Genomic DNA, 17,303 nt, shown 5'->3' on the forward strand with positions numbered 1-17,303 from the left:
TTGATAAAATGAATAAAGATAGAGTAATTAAGGCGATTAGCAATTCTCACAATGTAAAAATGACGGTTGTGGATGCAACTGAATCGCTAAATAACATTATCAAATTACATGAAACCAATCCATTAGCAATAATTGCATTGTCAAGAGTTGTTTTGGCAACAATTTTAATTGGTAGCGATATGAAAAATGCAACTGATAAAATGACAGCTATTATTAATGGAAATGGTCCAATTGGAACAATGATGGCTGAATATACTGGCCATAAAGTTCGTGCTTTTTGTGGGAACCCACAATTTGATGTTGAACAAATTGATCGTAGTAAAAACGTAATTTCACAGGTAGTAGGAACTGATGGTTATTTGCGAGTAATGAAAGACTTGGGAATGAAAGATAGTTTTTCTGGTCAAATTGAATTGATTTCTGGTGAAATTAATTTGGATTTTACTTATTATTTAGCACAAAGCGAACAAATTAAATCGGTAATTGCTTGTTCAATTAAAATGAATGATGACAATACAATTGCTAAAGCAATTGGTTTTTATGCACAATTATTACCAGAACATAAGGATGAAGATATTGATTATTTAGAAGAAAAAGTTGGTAATTTAGAAAGTATTAGTCATAAGTTAATTGCTGAAAGTGATCTAACGAATGTTTTTAAATTAATTGATGAAAATGCAAAAGTATTAGAAACTGATTCTGTGGCATTTGAATGTAGTTGTTCATATGAAAAAGCCTTGGCATCAGCTAAATTATTAGGTGATGAACAATTGAATGAAATTTTAGAAAAAAATAGCGAAGTTGAAATTGTATGTGATTTTTGTCGTAAAAAATATACAATTAAAGTCGCTGACTTAAAAGGATTGTTAAAAGAATAACTTTAATAAATATAAATAAGTTGATAAAATTAAAATAATTTTGTTATTATATTATTATGATAAAAATTAATTGCAAAATGTAATGTGATATTTACCAGGGGAGGAAAAAACAAAATGGCTGAAATGGGAAAAACACCTAGTACAGAAGAAACAAAAGCTAAAGCAAAGCAGTCTAAAGTAAAAGAACCAAAGGAAAAGAAAGAAAAAATCGATTATACTGCAGTTAAAGAATTTAAACAAAAACTAAAAGAACAAAAGAAACAAACTAAATTATATTCAAAACAAATTTTAAAAGGGGAAGTAATTTCAACAATCAAAACAAAACCAGATACAAGTAAATATGTTATTGAATTAGTAGATGTTAAGAAATCATATATTACAGGAGAAGTTGAAACACCAGTTTTAAAAGGAATTGATTTAAAATTAGAAAAAGGAGACTTTATTGTTATCTTAGGTCCTTCTGGATCAGGGAAAACAACCTTGCTAAATATTATTTCAGGATTAGATAAAGTTTCAAGTGGTGATGTTTTTGTTATTGGTTATAATTTGTCTTTATTAAAAGATGTTGATTTAACCAAATTTAGAAGAGATAATATTGGATTTATTTTTCAACAATATAACTTATTAACTAATTTAACTGCAAAAGAAAACGCCGAAGTTGGTGAAAACCTAAGTAAAAATAAAAACAAAGATATGACAATTAAAGATATTTTTGAGACAATTGGAATGGAAGAACAAATGAACAAATATCCTCATCAAATGTCAGGTGGTCAACAACAACGGGTTTCAATTGCTAGAGCATTAGCCAAAAATCCTGACATTCTATTTGGTGATGAACCAACGGGAGCTTTAGATGAAGAAATGGGTCGAAAAGTACTTGAAATTTTAGTCGATGTTAATAAAAAATATAGAACAACAGTCATTATTGTTACCCATAACCCCAATATTGCTGATATTGCAAATACAGTTATTCATGTTCGTAATGGATTAATTGATCAAATTAAGAAAAATACTCATCCAAAAAAACCAAGTGAAATTGATTGGTCTTAATCTATGAAACGGACCGAATATCAAATTAGGTACCTCCTAAACCGCTTAACGGGCGGTTTTTTATTTGCAATCGTACGATAAAATAAGGATTTTTTCAGGTATTTTAAAAGTTAGATACTATTTTTCATTGTTGTCAAATTTTAATCTGGAATGGCAAGGGTTTTTTGGACAAATTTTATGTAGAGTAAAGATTTTTATATTCAATTGGTGTTAAATAATTTAATTTGCTGTGAATTCGTACATTATTGTATCAATTAACATAGTCAAATAATTCTAATTTAAATTGTTCAATATTTTTAAATTTTCTGTTTTTAATTAATTCTGTTTTTAAAATTTTATAGGTTGATTCAGAAACAGCATTATCATAAGGACAGCCTGGTTTACCATAAGATTTTGCAACATTGTTTTTAGCTAAAAGATTGTAAATGATATTGTTATTAAATTCGCTGCCTTGATCAGTATGAAATATTTTAATATTATCTAAAGAAAAACTAAGCTTTTTAAAAGTATTTTCAACTAATTTGGCATCTTTATGAGAACTAACATCATAACCAATAACTTCACGATTAAATAAATCAATTAGAAAGCACACATAATATCATTTGCTATTGATAGCAACTTGTGTTAAATCACTGACAACAACTTCATGTAGTTTATAATTATTAAATTCTTGATTTAACAAATTATGATATTTGTATATAGCGTTTTTGTTACTTTGATGTTTATATTTAAGTTTTGTATAATTGGAAATTAAGTTATATCTTTGCATTATTTTACTAATTTTTATTCGTGATAATAAAATATTTTGTTGTGCTAACATAACTTTAATTTTTCTTGTGCCATAATTTTTACGACTTTTTAAGAAAATACTGATAACAGCATTATCAATAGTATGGTTTGATTTAGGATTATTTGATTTCAATTGATAATAAAACGTTGATCTAGGAACTTTTAGTGTTTTGCATAAATTAGTAATTGCATATTTTTCTTTGTTGTTTTTAATAATTACTATTTTTTGCCTATTATCAGTGTGGCTTGCTTTAAAATATCATTTTCCATTCGTAATTGTTTAATTTCTTTTCTTAGATGAATTAGTTCATTTTCTTCTGGGCTTCGATTATCTTTTGCTTTAAATGAACCAGAATTATTGAATTCATAAATTCATTTTCAAACTGTTGATTTACCGACCTGATAGTCACTGGACAATTGTTTTGATGTTTTACCTGTTTTATAAAGACTAACAATTTGTTGTTTAAATTCATCGGTATAATGATTCTTTGCCATAATTACACCTCCATTTATTAATTTAATTATAATCCTTACTCCACATTATTGTTGTCCAATTTATCTTAACCCATCCAGTTATAAATTTTGAGATGCAAGTGTATATAATAATAAAACAAAAAATTATGGAAAATGACGATTCAAGTGTCTTTTACTAGAGGATTTAAAATTTGAAAAATATCAAAAAATTACACATGATTTAAAAGAATTAATATTAACTAATGTAGCTGATGAAAAAAGAATTAAAGATATTAATGATATGATTCCAGTTAAAAGTCTTTCATATTCTTCAATAGCTAGATTAATTAATAAATTGGATCTTAATTTAGAAAATGCAAGTAATAATTTTGGCAATAAAACATCATCAAAATATATTTATATTGTTCTAGATGATACTTTTTTCTCTTTAAAAGAGAAAAATAAGAAGAAGAAATTTCGAATTCGGACAGCATTTTTTCATCAAGGTCATATGCCAGAAGATGAAAGAGTTGGAAATTCAATTTTATTAAATAAAAGAGCTTATTGTAAATTATTAAGAACTGCTACAAATATTAATACATTAGAATATAGTGAAGAACTTTTCAAAGAAATGTCAAAATATTATAATATTACACCTGATACTCAATTTATTGTATGTGGAGATGGCGCTGATTGGATAAAAAATACTTCTCATTTTTTAAATGCAAAATATGTTTTAGATAAGTTTCATGCAATTAGAAGAATTGGAACAGTATTTAATTTAAAAAGTAAGTATGATAAATTACAGTTTAAAATTTGTAAAGGTCTTTTTAACAATGGAGAATATACAAAATTAATTACTCATTTAGAATACTTTAAAAATAAACCTAATTTAATTACTAAACAAAATAATTTATTAAATGTAATTAAATACTTAAAAAAACGTAAAGATGGAATTATTGCGTATAAACATGATTGATGTTTAAGCGCATGTGCGGAAGCATTAATATCGCATACAATAAAAGCACAATTAGGTCATGGGAATAAGATATATTCGTATGATTGATTTAGGAACATTTTAACCTTACGTGTAGCAAAAATTAATGGATTAAACTTAGTTAAAGAAATGTTTAATGAACAGCTTGAAAATAAAGACATTTCATTGTAAAATATAAAAATGGCTAAGTGAAATAATAATGTTAATAATTCATTATATGATCCTAAAAAGGGAGGGATTCCTGTAATGAATTATCGTACTACTAGTATTAGTAAAGTATTAAAAGAAATAATAGCAGTAAGATAGCAGTTAAAAAACCAGTAATCTTACAAAAAAAGAATATTTTAAAATATTCCCATTTTAGTATTCCCTTTTTTAAAGAAATGTGTTTTAATAAGTGTGTAAATAAGATACTTTTAAATTAAGCGGTTTAATGATTAACTATTTTTAAAAATAGTCTAAAATTATTGTTAAACTGGTACCTAAAATAATATTCGATCTATGAAACGCTAATAATAGCGTTTCATAGATTTTTTTATTATAATAATTATAAATCTTTAAAAATAAAAAGGAAAGGAGTAGTGTTCAATAATGCGGATTTATCAAGATTATGTTAGCGACAAGATGATATGAGACAATGATGTTAATTATTCTTCTATTGCTGGTAGTTATATTTTTTATATTGCTTCTTTTCTAATTATTACTGGTTTTACTTTATTAATTAATTCTAAGTTAGCCTTTAAATTTAATAATTAGACTTCTTGCGATACCCTTTTTTATTAAAATATTATTATAAAATATAATTTATGAGGACATAAAAATATGAACAATAATAAATTTAATACTCTTAATGATAGAGAATGGTTAAGATTAACAGGAATAAAAAAATCCACTTTTAATAAAATGTTAGATATTTTAAAAGTTGCTGAAATAGAAAAATTTAAAAAAGGTGGTAAAACTAATAAATTATCATTAGAAAATAGATTATTGATGACTTTATTATATTGACGAGAATATCAGACTTATTTTCATCTTGGTAAAAGTTTTGATATTAGTGAGGCTAATTGTTATCGTAATATTAAGTGAATTGAAGATATTTTAATTAAAAACTCTGATTTTCAACAACTTGCTGGTAAAAAAGCACTAATAAATGATTATTTTAATGATAAAACTATTATTATTGATGCTACCGAAACCCCAATCCAACGCCCAAAAAAAGACAAAAACAATCTTATTCTGGTAAAAAAAAACACACGATCAAAACACAAGTAATTATCGAACAAGAAACCAAAAAAATTATTGCAACAAGTTTTTCGCTCGGAAAAAAACATGATTATGCTTTATTTAAAGAATCAAAAATCCCAATTTTAAAAAATACCAAATTAATAGTTGATAGTGGTTATCAAGGAATACAAAAAAATCACAATAATGTTCTAATACCTACAAAGAAAACAAAGAAAAACCCTTTAAACAAAGAACAAAAGCAATATAATAGACTAGTTTCAAAAATGAGAATTATTATTGAAAATATTTTTGCTATTCTTAAAAAATTTAAAATTATTACAGAAAAATATCGTAATCGAAGAAAAAGATTTGGTTTAAGATTTAATTTAATTGCCTCAATTTATAATTTACAATTATTATATTTAACATAAAATATTTATTTAAAATTAAATAATTTAAATAATAAATTAATTTTTCGTTGTGGAAAAATATTAAATTTTTAAATAAAAAACATAATTAATTAAAATTATATTTTTCTATTAGTATCTTTTTTACAAATATTTGCAATTTTTTAACAAGTAATGCAAGAAGTCTATTATAGAAAACAAAATTTTAATCAAGTAAATTATTTTTTTAATATTATTTTTACAGTTGTTTTTTGCTTTCTTAATGCTAGTGTTTTCTTTGCCCGTATAAAATTTGAAAGTACAGCTCTTTTATTATATACATATTTTTGATATTTTTTTATTCCAACTTGAATTTTATGAATTACTGCCATTTTAACAAGAAACAATTTTTTCTTTTTAATTACAAAAACAATTTTATTAATTATTTTATTTTTAATTTTAACACCATGAACATTTTTAGTATCATTTAAAACTATTAATTATTTTTTAAATTTTATTTTATTTAATGTTTTAACTAATATTTTACGTAGTATATTAGTATTATGTTTTATGCTTGTTTTTTTATTAACAATAAAATTATGTTTTTTAAATTTACTACAAAAAGCAATTATTAAGTTTAGCACTAATAAAATGGAAAAAACTCTTTTTTTCTTACTAAAAATGCAACAAGCAACCACAAAAACGTTAGCAACAACATATGCAATGGATTTCTTTTTAATTTATCTTAATAAGTTAATTAATGATAAAAATAGTAAAGTTAATCTAACGGATGAATATAATATTAACGAAAATTGTGAATTGTTGTTACTAACACAAAACGATAATAGTATTAAGGAAACAAAAATTATTATTAATGGTTGAAAGTTAACACTACGAAATTAATTTTTCTTATTTTTTAAATAAAAATTTAAGAAAAGAGGAAAAAAATGAAGAAAGTTTTAAAAAGTTACATTAGAACCTATCTTAAACAATGAATTGAGTCATTGGGTTTAATTTTATTTGTAACAATTTTATCTTTAGCAGTAATTGGGATTTTAGCATCAACATTACAGTTATCAGGTAAAAATAAAAGTATTAATCAGGCAACAAATACTTGGAACTATAGTTTAATTAGTTCACCAAGTAAATTTGAAAATGAGTTTACTTATAGTTATTTTGTTGCTGAATCAACAGCCTATAATTTAGCACCAATTAAAGACCCAAATGGGTTAGGGATTTTATCACAAGTTGGTTATGATGCTTTAAAGAGTAAAGATAATGATCCAATTGGGAATGTTGAAAATCAATTGGCATGGGGAGAAGATTTAAAAAATATTCTAAATAATTACTTTAATTATCCCGAAACACCAACAGATCTTAGTTATGGGGGAAAAACATTATTAGCTAGTGAAGTTTTTAATGATGTTTTTAAAAATATTATTAAAAACTATTATAATGATGCATCTTACTATGTTAATAATAAGATTATGGAGACCTATCAAAATCAGTTTGCATTATCAGTTGATTTAGAATTTTATTATGAATCATATGGAACTCCAACTACAATCACACCAGATGGTTATTATTACATTACAAGTGGAACTAAAAAAATTAATCCCACTTTAGGAAAATGAGTTGATAACCCAGTTATGCTAAAAGGAGAAAATAAAACACAAGATAATGAAATTGTTGTTACTGATAAATTTGCAAAAGATAATAATTATCAGTTAAATGATAAAATTAATTTTTATAATTTAGGAACATTAGTTCCAGAATTAAAAGAACCAGTTATTAGTGGTTTTGGAACGAAAGTAGATACCTTATCACAATCTGATTACTTTTCAATGACGGGGGATCCTTCTAAATATGCTGCAGTTTTTATTAATGATAATATTTTAAATAAAATGTATCAAAATGTTTGACTAAACCAAAACAAACCAAAAGGTTTTAATTTTGGCATAAATCAAAAAGTTAATTTTTTGAACAATTCATCATTTACTACTTTACGCAATGTTTTTACCCAAAAAAATAATTTTGATAAATCAGTTTATTTAGCAAGTAGTGGTGTTCTAATTGCATATAATTCATTAGGACCAATTTCAAAGATCAGTTCAATGAAAGTAACAACAACAATTTATACCTTATTAGGAATTGGAATGATTGTTTTAGCATTTATTTTTATTAGTTTTGTTATGAAAAAAGAAATGAACAAAACAAGAAAACAATTAGGGATTTTTAAAGCACTAGGATATCGTACTAGTGAGTTGGTGTGAATTTTCACTGTTAAAACATTAATAACAATTATGGGTGGTTTAATTTTTGGATATTTACTTTCAATTCCATTGCAAATTTACATGTATGGACAATTTGAAACAATGGTAACGATTAGTTATGATAAGGTTTATGCAGGATGAGGATTTATGACAATAATTTTTATAGTTGTTCCTGTTTTCTTTACGATTGCTTCATATATTACAACATTTTTATATATTAGACTTCTTGCATTACTTGTTAAAAAATTGCAAATATTTGTAAAAAAGATACTAATAGAAAAATATAATTTTAATTAATTATGTTTTTTATTTAAAAATTTAATATTTTTCCACAACGAAAAATTAATTTATTATTTAAATTATTTAATTTTAAATAAATATTTTATGTTAAATATAATATTTGTAAATTATAAATTGAGGCAATTAAATTAAATCTTAAACCAAATCTTTTTCTTCGATTATGATATTTTTCTGTAATAATTTTAAATTTTTTAAGAATAGCAAAAATATTTTCAATAATAATTCTCATTTTTGAAACTAGTCTATTATATTGCTTTTGTTCTTTGTTTAAAGGGTTTTTCTTTGTTTTCTTTGTAGGTATTAGAACATTATTGTGATTTTTTTGTATTCCTTGATAACCACTATCAACTATTAATTTGGTATTTTTTAAAATTGGGATTTTTGATTCTTTAAATAAAGCATAACCATGTTTTTTTCCGAGCGAAAAACTTGTTGCAATAATTTTTTTGGTTTCTTGTTCGATAATTACTTGTGTTTTGATCGTGTGTTTTTTCTTTTTACCAGAATAAGATTGTTTTTGTCTTTTTTTGGGCGTTGGATTGGAGTTTCGGTAGCATCAATAATAATAGTTTTATCATTAAAATAATCATTTATTAGTGCTTTTTTACCAGCAAGTTGTTGAAAATCAGAGTTTTTAATTAAAATATCTTCAATTCACTTAATATTACGATAACAATTAGCCTCACTAATATCAAAACTTTTACCAAGATGAAAATAAGTCTGATATTCTCGTCAATATAATAAAGTCATCAATAATCTATTTTCTAATGATAATTTATTAGTTTTACCACCTTTTTTAAATTTTTCTATTTCAGCAACTTTAAAATATCTAACATTTTATTAAAAGTGGATTTTTTTATTCCTGTTAATCTTAACCATTCTCTATCATTAAGAGTATTAAATTTATTATTGTTCATATTTTTATGTCCTCATAAATTATATTTTATAATAATATTTTAATAAAAAAGGGTATCGCAAGAAGTCTATTAAAGAACCAATTCTATCATTAGTAAATAATGTTGCAAAAAGTAATAAGGCTGTTCGTGCTGGTTTAATATCACGGTTATTATCGAAACATGGCAAAGCATTTACTTGGCGTTTACAACTTGCTTTTACTTCTCGAAATAAAGGTAAATTTACTTTAACAATTATTTTATTTTTCTTTTCATCATTATTGTTAATCTTAATGTTAGGAGCAACAAATATTGCCAAATCAATTACCGGTGGGATGTTTAATGTGTTAAATAGTAAATTAGATCATACTTTAACATTTAATAATTTTCCCCGAATTAACGAGAATGGACAAGCAAACGGACAATTGACTATTAGCGATCAAGATTATCAACAATATGATTTTAAGTTTAAGTCTTATCATAATCTTAGTGATATTACAAAAACTAATCAGACTGCCACAACCTTTCATAACGCCTTTAATAAAATTGATCCAACTTCACCAATGGCAGGACAACAATATATTGCTTTACTACAAAAATATAAAGTTCAAGATCAAAGCGGGGATAATCAATATTTGTATCTAAAAGATTTAAAAACAATTTTCAGTCTAATGAGTACGAATAATACTTTTTATCAAAATAAATTTGATCCAAGTATTTATCCAAATTTAATGAGCTTAATGTTAAATGCAATTATGATGGATGATAATGCTAATTCAGTTGTAACTTTTAATGACTTCTGATATAACCCCAATCAAGAAACAACTTTCTATTCGCTTCCAGTTATTTTAGATAGTAATCTTGATGAACCAAGAATGACAATTAAAGGAATCAATAACAATGGTAATATTGGAGGATACTATAATAATGCATTGAATTGAGAAGGAATTTCGCAACAACAAATCGATAAAATTTTTAATCCAACAAATACACCAAATAAAATTAAAGGATTAATTTCTTATAAATTAGCACGGAATGCTAATTATAAAATTGGTGATACTTTCAAAGTAAAAACAGAGACACCAAATAAAACTAGTGTTGAAGTTGAGATTATTGGGATTATTAAAAATAATACGGTTACTGATGACATTTATACTAGCTATGATAATGTTATGCATAATTTGTTTGTTGCAAATACAATTGATCCAAAACAACCAGAGACAAATATTTACAATGGCTTGTATTCACAACAAAAAATGTATGAGGGTAAAATTAATTTAAAAAACATGGCAGAATCAATTAAAAATTTAAAATTCATTGGGAATAATTTAGTAATTGCTGCTAGTCATAATCAATCAATTTGAGATGCCTTACTTAATATTGATACAAAAACAGTAACCGCAACTCTAATTAGTGGAATGGCAGGAACAGGATCAACAGGAAAAGATTTTGGAATGTTACCGTTAAACATTCTTCGAACTTCAGTTGATGATATGTTAACAAAAATGAACAGTTCAATGTTAATGTTTGAACTATTAGTTGTGTTAATTATTTTAATCTTGTTAGTAGTTGTTGTGATGGTTATTATTGATGAATTAATTCCAATTATTTTAACAATGAAAGCAATTGGATATAATAATGGCAAAATTAACTTTGTTGTTATGGGTAGTTATGTGATCGGGGTTATTATTACCTTTATTGTTGCTTGAGTTGTTTCAATCTTAATTTGGCAAGGCCTTGGGATTTTAATCTACAATCTCTTTAAAATTGTTTTAAATATTCCAATTGATATTAAAGGAACATTAATCGCTTTAGCTATTATTACTATCATTTTATTGACTTCATGATTTACTGCAATGAACTCAATTAAAAAACACCGTGTAACAGAAATTACTAATTAAAATTACTTTGTCATAATTAAAAAAACAATTAAAATAACTTTAATAATAGTATTATTAAAGTTATTTTAATGCTGTTTAAATTAATATTAAAAATAAAGGCAATTTATTGAATTTATAATCATTTTTTATTAATATTTACTTAATGACTATTAATTAAAGAAGGAACTAAAAAGATGAAAATAGGGAATATTGATATTAAAGGGCAAGTTTTCTTAGCACCAATGGCAGGAATTACCAATGAGGCATTTCGGATTATTTGCCATGAGTTAGGAGCAGGATTAGTTTATGCTGAGATGGTTAGTGATAAAGCAATTTTGCAACGAAATGAACGAACTTTGCAAATGATTAAGGTAAATAAATTAGAACACCCAATCTCAATGCAAATTTTTGGGACTGATGTTGAAACATTTGTTGAAGCAGCTAAATATGTTGATCAAAACAGTGATTGTGATATTATTGATATTAATATGGGTTGCCCAGCACCCAAAATTGCAATTAAATCACAAGCGGGTTCATTTTTATTAAAACATCCACAGCGTGTTTATGAAGTTGTTAAAGCAGTTGTTGAAAATGTTAGGAAACCAGTAACTGTTAAAATTCGTATTGGTTGAGATGAAGAAAATATCAATTGTGTGGAAATTGCAAAATATTGTGAACAAGCGGGAGCAAAAGCAATTGCAGTCCATGCTCGAACACGTAATCAGTTTTATTCAGGAAAATCTGATTGAAGTTGAATTAAAAAAGTAAAAAAGAATGTTAGTATTCCAGTGATTGGAAATGGTGATGTTTTTAGTTGTGAAGATGCTAAACGAATGTTAGATGAAACGGGTTGTGATGCCGTTATGCTTGCTCGTGGTGCACAGGGGAATCCTTGGATATTTAAACAAATTCAACATTTTCTTGATACCGGTGAAAAAATTGAACAACCATCGTTAGATGAATGACAAAGCATCATTTTCCGTCATGCGGAATTATTATTAAATTTAAAAGGAGAACGTGTTGCTGCTAGTGAAATGCGAAAGAATTTAGCATTTTATTTTAAAGGAAAACCAGAGGCAACAAGCTATAAAACACGAGCTACACAAATAAATACAATATTTGAGTTAAAAACGCTTGTTAATGAATATATTGACTATTATAATAATTATAATAATAATTTTGTTAAATAATAAAAGGAGAGTTAAAATGGAAAAACGCAGTTTTACAGAACAAGAACAAATTAGACGTGATAAATTAGAAAAGTTAATTAAAGATGGCCATAATCCTTTTATAATTGCAAAGTTTGAACGGACACATACTAGTAAAGAGGTTAATGAACAATTTAATAGTTTATCAAAAGAAGAATTAAATGCAATTGATAATAAAGCAATAGTAAAAATTGCTGGACGAATCAAAACATTTCGTGAAGCAGGGAAAGCTACTTTTGCAACCTTACAAGATCAAAATGGGATTTTTCAAATTTATGTTCGTAATGATGAAATTGGCGATGCAAAATACTATGAATTTGTTGACTTTGATTTAGGTGATATTATTGGTGTTAGCGGAGTAATGATGAAAACGAATACTGGTGAGTTAACAGTTCGTGTAAAAGAATTTGTTTTATTATCAAAAGCTTTACGTCCATTACCAGATAAGTATTATGGAATGACTGATATTGAGGAAAAATATCGTCGTCGTTATGTTGATTTAATTATGTCAGCTGAAACAAAAGATATTTTTATTAAACGAAGTAAAATAATTGCTTTAATGCGTGACTTTTTTAATAACAAAGGATATTTAGAAGTTGAAACCCCAGTTTTACAACCAATTCATGGTGGAGCTGCAGCAAAACCATTTACAACACATCATAATGCCTTAGATATGAATTTCTATTTACGTGTAGCAACTGAACTACCATTAAAACGATTAATTGTTGGTGGTTTTGAGGGGGTTTATGAAATTGGTCGTTTATTTAGAAACGAGGGGATGGATACTCGTCACAATCCAGAATTTACAACCGTTGAAATTTATATTGCATATCAAGATATGAGTTTTTTAATGCAATTAACAGAAGATACAATTTGTTATATTGCAAAAAACATTTTAAATAAAGATGAAACAGAATATGATGAGGTGACAATTTCATTTAAACAGCCATGAAAGCGCTGACATATGATTGATGCAATTAAAGAGATTATTGGTGTTGATTTTTGAAAACCAATGACTTTTGAAGAAGCAAAAAAAAATGCGAAAGAGAAAAATGTTGTTATTGAAAAATTTCATAATTCAGTTGGACATATTATTAATTTATTTTTTGAAGAATTTGTTGAAGATAAATTAATCCAACCAACATTTATTTATGGTCATCCTGTTGAAGTTTCACCATTAGCAAAAGCAAATGCCCAAGATCCACGTTTTACTGACCGTTTTGAATTGTTTATTAAAGGTCGTGAATATGCTAATGCTTATTCAGAATTAAATAATCCCGTTGAACAATATGATCGTTTTGTTAGTCAGTTAGCAGAACGTGATAACGGTAATGATGAAGCACAAGAGTTGGATATTGATTTTGTTGAAGCATTGGAATATGGAATGCCACCAACGGGTGGTTTAGGAATTGGGATTGATCGTTTAGTTATGTTATTAACAGGACAAGACTCAATTAAAGATGTCTTATTATTCCCTCATATGCGACCAAGAGGAAAATAGGTGATTATATATATGGCATACGATATCCAAATTGGATATAGTTCAATTTTAACATTACGAGAAACAGTAGAGGCAATTAGTTTAGTTAAGCGTGAATTGGTTCGTCGTTTTATTATTCAATTTAATCTTTTAAAAGTTGATGCGCCTTTAATTAGTAGCGAAGAAAAAGGTTTAAATGATGATTTTCAAATGACAGAGCGCCCAATTGATTTTGACATTTCACCAAGTAATTTAGTTGGTGAAATTTTGCAATCACACAATAAATGACGAAGAAGCGCAATTGTTCGTTATGAATTAAATGAAAATGAAGGAATTCTAACAACAGCAATGGTGCTTCGTCGTGATATTAAACAATCAAATAGCCAGGCCGTAACTTTTAGCGAAATTGGATTTGATTTATTATTGGATGAGGAAAAAATTACACTATTAAAAATTCAAGAAACAATTGATAAAGCGATTAATATTATTAGTGAAGTTGAAGATATTTTATTATTAAAATTTCCACAATTAAATAAAAAATTTGGAAAGAAATTAAATTGAACAAGTAATACTGAATTGCAAAAGGCGATGCGATTATTAAGCCACCATGAACGCTTAAACCGTTATACAAGAGAACATGGGGCGACAATTTTATATGGTTTAAAAAAAGTTATTACTAACAACATAATTGAAATTAGTGAATCACAAGATGTTTTTAATTGAGAATTATATGCAAAAATTTTTGTTTATGATTTTGTTTTAGAAAAAGCAATTTGTATTGGTTATTGTGCTGCTAGTGTTAATCGTGATGTTTTAAAAGAACAATTAGCTGTGTCAAAAGAAACAATTAAATTAAAAACAGAATATGATGCGAAAGTAGCAAAAGATGAATTGCCAGTAACATTATCATTTGGTCTTTATAAATCACAGTTAGATTTATTTTTATTAGAAAAACAACATATTGGTGAAGTAATTGCTTCCGTTTGGAGTGATGATTTTTTAAAATATGCTGAAAAAAATGGAATTGATATTTTATAAATGAAAAATTATACGGTAATTATTGTTGCAGCAGGGAATTCATCACGCTTTAAACAAAAAAATAATAAATTATTATATCAAATTAATGATAGTAATACCGTTATTGAAGAAACCTTAGCCTTGTTCTTAAGTGATCCTTTTTGTACGGAAATTATTGTTGGTGTTAATGATGAAATACTAAACTTTTTATTAAAGAAAAATTATCAAGATCAAAGGTTTCAGTTTGTCCTGGGCGGATTAGAACGAGTTGATACAATTCATCATTGTTTAACTAATCATAAAATTAAAAATGAAATGGTAATGATTCATGATGGTGTTCGTTGTTTTGTTAGTTTAGATTTTATTAATAAATTAAATCAAACTTTTTACAAAGAAAATTATGAAGTTTTAATTCCAATGTTACCAATAACAGAAACACTTAAAAAAGTTAATCATTGTTTTGTTGAAAAAACAATTAACCGTGATGAGTATTTTACGATTCAAACGCCACAAGTTTTTAAAACAGTGTTATTATATAATGTTTATGATGAATACTTTCGTACGAAAAATAAAAAAATAATTTATGATGACAGTTATTTAGTTGAATTATTTGCCAAAAATACAAAGATTCATACAATACTGGGGGAAAAGCAAAATATTAAAATAACTTATTTTGATGATTTAAAATTATTAAATTTAGGTAAATAAACCTTACAATTATAACTAATATAAGGTATAATTGACAACGAGTTAATAATGCTTTGATGATGATTATTAGCTCCTTGTCCGAATAGGACCTAGACCAAGAGGAGGAAAATAAAGTGCGTAAGTACGAAGTTATGTATATCTTAAATCCAGAAGCAGCGAATTTAGACGAATTAGAAGGTCGTCTACATAAAATTTTAGAAGATAATGGTGGAAAAATTGAAAAACACGGTAAATGAGGGATTAGAACTTTAGAATATCCAATTAAAAAGAAAACAAAAGGATACTATGGTGTATTAATTGTTAATACGACCTCAGAAAATATTGATGAGTTTGTTCGTATCAGTCACATTAAGCAAGATGTATTACGAATTTTAGTAATTAATACTGAAAAAGAAAAAGGATATATTCAATCAACTGTTTATGCAAAAACAGAAGTTAAGAATGATAAGCCAGACCGTGAACGTAAACCGGGAAATAAAAGACAAGATTATTATAGACGTAATGAACAACGCGTTGAAGGTGAAGAACCTAGAACAACAAAACCAGTTGAAGCAAAAGAATAATTTAGGAGGGTGAAAGAGGTATGTTAAATCGAGTTTCATTAGTAGGAAGAATAACACGTGATTTAGAATTAAAAAATTCTGTTAATAATAAACCATTTGTGGCTTTTACCTTAGCAGTAAATAATAACTTTAATGATCAAGCATCATTTATTTCATGTTTTGCTTGAAATAAAACAGCAGAAAATATGGCCCGTTATTTAAAAAAAGGTTCATTAATTGCTTTAGATGGTCGTTTACAAACAAGAACAGATAATGTTAATGGACAAATGACAACAATTATGCAAGTAATTGCAGAAACTGTTTCGTTTTTAGATTCAAGAGGGACAGGGACTACGGCTAATATGGGAACCCCAACACCAAATTCTAATGATCTTAATAATATGACTTCTTTCAATCAAACAGAATCACAAGATAATAATGATAGTATTAGTTTTGATGGTGATGATGCAATTTTATGAGATTAAAAAGAAAGGAACCAAATAATGAATCCAAAATTTAAACGTTTTAAAAAGCAATGTTATTTTACAAAAAATAAAATAACATATATTGATTACAAAGATATTGAATTATTAAAAAAATTTATTTCTGGTAATGGGCAAATCTTGCCGAAGAGAGTTACTGGAACAACATCTAAAAATCAAAGGATGTTAGCAATAGCAATTAAAAGAGCACGTCAAATGGCATTATTACCATTTGTCATTGATTAAAATACTTATAAAAATAAGTATTTTTTCTTTTTTAGTGTAGAATTAATATGCTGTAAGGCATAATAAAAAGTTAAGGGATGACATTATGATAGAGAATCCAAAATTTAGTGATGTTTTTAAAACAGAAGCAAAAGAAAAAAAGGGAAGAATCGGTTGCAAATAATTAAGTACATCTTAATTTGTTTTGTGCCATTTTTGTATGGTTTCATTTGTACGTGAGCTTTTTGAAATCCATTAGCTAAAATTGGAAGCATTCCGATGGCAATTGTTGATAATGATAATCCACATTGTGTAGCTTATGTTGTTAAAAAAACTGGTGCTGATGAAAATAATTTATTAACTTCACCATTTGTTGAATATTTGTATGTTAATACTGTAGCAGAATGTCAGGAAAAAAGTCAAGAATGGTTTGATAATAATCCAAAGATTGATAAAAATATTTATAAATTACAATAGACTTCTTGCATTACTTGTTAAAAAATTGCAAATATTTGTAA

General features: G+C 26.0%; 23 protein-coding genes. 18 read left to right on the top strand and 5 right to left on the bottom strand.

Annotated features, from left to right (window positions below; all coding sequences use genetic code 4):
• Window positions 1-8 precede the first annotated feature (8 nt).
• Window positions 9-878: an Hsp33 family molecular chaperone HslO gene (locus MSROBK_RS00075; RefSeq protein WP_040092418.1), complete on the top strand. Its 870-nt coding sequence runs from the start codon at window positions 9-11 to the stop codon at window positions 876-878.
• 114 nt (window positions 879-992) lie between these two features.
• On the top strand, window positions 993-1,928 hold the full coding sequence (locus MSROBK_RS00080; RefSeq protein WP_040092420.1) for an ABC transporter ATP-binding protein: 936 nt from the start codon (window positions 993-995) through the stop codon (window positions 1,926-1,928).
• A 175-nt stretch (window positions 1,929-2,103) separates the two neighbouring features.
• Here the strand turns inward: MSROBK_RS00080 and MSROBK_RS00085 are convergent, their stop codons facing one another.
• A complete protein-coding gene (locus tag MSROBK_RS00085) occupies window positions 2,104-2,994 on the bottom strand; it encodes an IS3 family transposase (protein WP_206780828.1) in 891 nt (296 codons plus the stop codon).
• Window positions 2,937-3,212 (bottom strand): transposase, encoded by a 276-nt coding sequence (locus tag MSROBK_RS00090; protein WP_040092423.1) that lies wholly within the window; start codon window positions 3,210-3,212, stop codon window positions 2,937-2,939. The genes MSROBK_RS00085 and MSROBK_RS00090 overlap by 58 nt, the downstream gene beginning before the upstream one ends.
• A 58-nt stretch (window positions 3,213-3,270) precedes the next feature.
• Here MSROBK_RS00090 and MSROBK_RS00095 point away from each other — a divergent pair, with 58 nt between their 5' ends.
• The 7 genes from MSROBK_RS00095 to MSROBK_RS00115 all read left to right on the top strand — a co-directional run bounded on the left by MSROBK_RS00095 (window position 3,271) and on the right by MSROBK_RS00115 (window position 8,347).
• The gene (locus tag MSROBK_RS00095) at window positions 3,271-4,338 is read left to right on the top strand and encodes an Mbov_0401 family ICE element transposase-like protein (protein ID WP_258267090.1); all 1,068 of its coding nucleotides are present in this window, start codon (window positions 3,271-3,273) and stop codon (window positions 4,336-4,338) included.
• 9 nt (window positions 4,339-4,347) lie between these two features.
• On the top strand, window positions 4,348-4,473 hold the full coding sequence (locus tag MSROBK_RS11985; RefSeq protein WP_258267021.1) for a hypothetical protein: 126 nt from the start codon (window positions 4,348-4,350) through the stop codon (window positions 4,471-4,473).
• A 285-nt stretch (window positions 4,474-4,758) separates the two neighbouring features.
• Window positions 4,759-4,923 (top strand): hypothetical protein, encoded by a 165-nt coding sequence (locus MSROBK_RS00100; RefSeq protein ID WP_157944211.1) that lies wholly within the window; start codon window positions 4,759-4,761, stop codon window positions 4,921-4,923.
• 66 nt (window positions 4,924-4,989) lie between these two features.
• Window positions 4,990-5,439, top strand: a complete 450-nt coding sequence (locus MSROBK_RS12415) for an IS5 family transposase (protein WP_040092427.1) — start codon at window positions 4,990-4,992, stop codon at window positions 5,437-5,439.
• On the top strand, window positions 5,424-5,822 hold the full coding sequence (locus MSROBK_RS12420; protein ID WP_242441474.1) for a transposase family protein: 399 nt from the start codon (window positions 5,424-5,426) through the stop codon (window positions 5,820-5,822). The genes MSROBK_RS12415 and MSROBK_RS12420 overlap by 16 nt, the downstream gene beginning before the upstream one ends.
• A 150-nt stretch (window positions 5,823-5,972) precedes the next feature.
• Window positions 5,973-6,680 (top strand): hypothetical protein, encoded by a 708-nt coding sequence (locus MSROBK_RS00110; RefSeq protein WP_040092429.1) that lies wholly within the window; start codon window positions 5,973-5,975, stop codon window positions 6,678-6,680.
• Window positions 6,681-6,724: 44 nt separating this feature from the next.
• Entirely contained in the window at window positions 6,725-8,347 is a 1,623-nt protein-coding gene (locus tag MSROBK_RS00115; RefSeq protein WP_052443404.1) for an FtsX-like permease family protein, read from the top strand.
• Between the two features lie 85 nt (window positions 8,348-8,432).
• On the opposite strand, the gene MSROBK_RS12425 is transcribed toward MSROBK_RS00115, so the two are convergent.
• The 3 genes from MSROBK_RS12425 to MSROBK_RS00125 form a co-directional block, all read right to left on the bottom strand.
• Complete coding sequence (locus tag MSROBK_RS12425; protein ID WP_040092430.1) at window positions 8,433-8,831, bottom strand: IS5/IS1182 family transposase; 399 nt, start codon at window positions 8,829-8,831, stop codon at window positions 8,433-8,435.
• Complete coding sequence (locus MSROBK_RS12430) at window positions 8,816-9,100, bottom strand: helix-turn-helix domain-containing protein (RefSeq protein ID WP_040093221.1); 285 nt, start codon at window positions 9,098-9,100, stop codon at window positions 8,816-8,818. Before MSROBK_RS12430 ends, MSROBK_RS12425 begins: the two co-directional genes overlap by 16 nt.
• 186 nt (window positions 9,101-9,286) lie before the next feature.
• The gene (locus MSROBK_RS00125; RefSeq protein WP_052443405.1) at window positions 9,287-9,562 is read right to left on the bottom strand and encodes a hypothetical protein; all 276 of its coding nucleotides are present in this window, start codon (window positions 9,560-9,562) and stop codon (window positions 9,287-9,289) included.
• On the opposite strand from MSROBK_RS00125, the gene MSROBK_RS00130 reads away from it, so the two are divergent.
• From MSROBK_RS00130 to MSROBK_RS00170, 9 genes are all read left to right on the top strand, one after another.
• Window positions 9,537-11,144, top strand: coding sequence for an FtsX-like permease family protein (locus MSROBK_RS00130; protein ID WP_052443406.1), 1,608 nt, complete (start codon window positions 9,537-9,539; stop codon window positions 11,142-11,144). The two genes, MSROBK_RS00125 and MSROBK_RS00130, sit on opposite strands and share 26 nt — an antisense overlap.
• Before the next feature lie 173 nt (window positions 11,145-11,317).
• Complete coding sequence (dusB, locus tag MSROBK_RS00135) at window positions 11,318-12,313, top strand: tRNA dihydrouridine synthase DusB (protein WP_040092431.1); 996 nt, start codon at window positions 11,318-11,320, stop codon at window positions 12,311-12,313.
• A 16-nt stretch (window positions 12,314-12,329) separates the two neighbouring features.
• The gene (gene lysS, locus MSROBK_RS00140; protein ID WP_040092432.1) at window positions 12,330-13,832 is read left to right on the top strand and encodes a lysine--tRNA ligase; all 1,503 of its coding nucleotides are present in this window, start codon (window positions 12,330-12,332) and stop codon (window positions 13,830-13,832) included.
• Between the two features lie 12 nt (window positions 13,833-13,844).
• Entirely contained in the window at window positions 13,845-14,849 is a 1,005-nt protein-coding gene (locus MSROBK_RS00145) for a class-II aminoacyl-tRNA synthetase family protein (RefSeq protein ID WP_040092433.1), read from the top strand.
• Window positions 14,850-15,536, top strand: coding sequence for an IspD/TarI family cytidylyltransferase (locus tag MSROBK_RS00150; RefSeq protein WP_040092436.1), 687 nt, complete (start codon window positions 14,850-14,852; stop codon window positions 15,534-15,536).
• Between the two features lie 113 nt (window positions 15,537-15,649).
• Window positions 15,650-16,099, top strand: coding sequence for a 30S ribosomal protein S6 (rpsF, locus tag MSROBK_RS00155; protein WP_040092437.1), 450 nt, complete (start codon window positions 15,650-15,652; stop codon window positions 16,097-16,099).
• Between the two features lie 20 nt (window positions 16,100-16,119).
• A complete protein-coding gene (locus tag MSROBK_RS00160) occupies window positions 16,120-16,563 on the top strand; it encodes a single-stranded DNA-binding protein (protein ID WP_040092439.1) in 444 nt (147 codons plus the stop codon).
• Window positions 16,564-16,578: 15 nt separating this feature from the next.
• Window positions 16,579-16,806 carry a 30S ribosomal protein S18 gene (gene rpsR, locus MSROBK_RS00165; RefSeq protein WP_174842689.1) on the top strand — a complete coding sequence of 76 codons (228 nt, stop codon included), beginning with the start codon at window positions 16,579-16,581 and terminating at the stop codon, window positions 16,804-16,806.
• A gap of 195 nt (window positions 16,807-17,001) precedes the next feature.
• Window positions 17,002-17,262: a hypothetical protein gene (locus MSROBK_RS00170; protein WP_227991300.1), complete on the top strand. Its 261-nt coding sequence runs from the start codon at window positions 17,002-17,004 to the stop codon at window positions 17,260-17,262.
• Window positions 17,263-17,303: the final 41 nt, after the last annotated feature.

It is taken from the genome of Spiroplasma poulsonii (genome assembly GCF_009866525.1).
Taxonomy (GTDB): domain Bacteria; phylum Bacillota_I; class Bacilli_A; order Mycoplasmatales; family Mycoplasmataceae; genus Spiroplasma; species Spiroplasma poulsonii.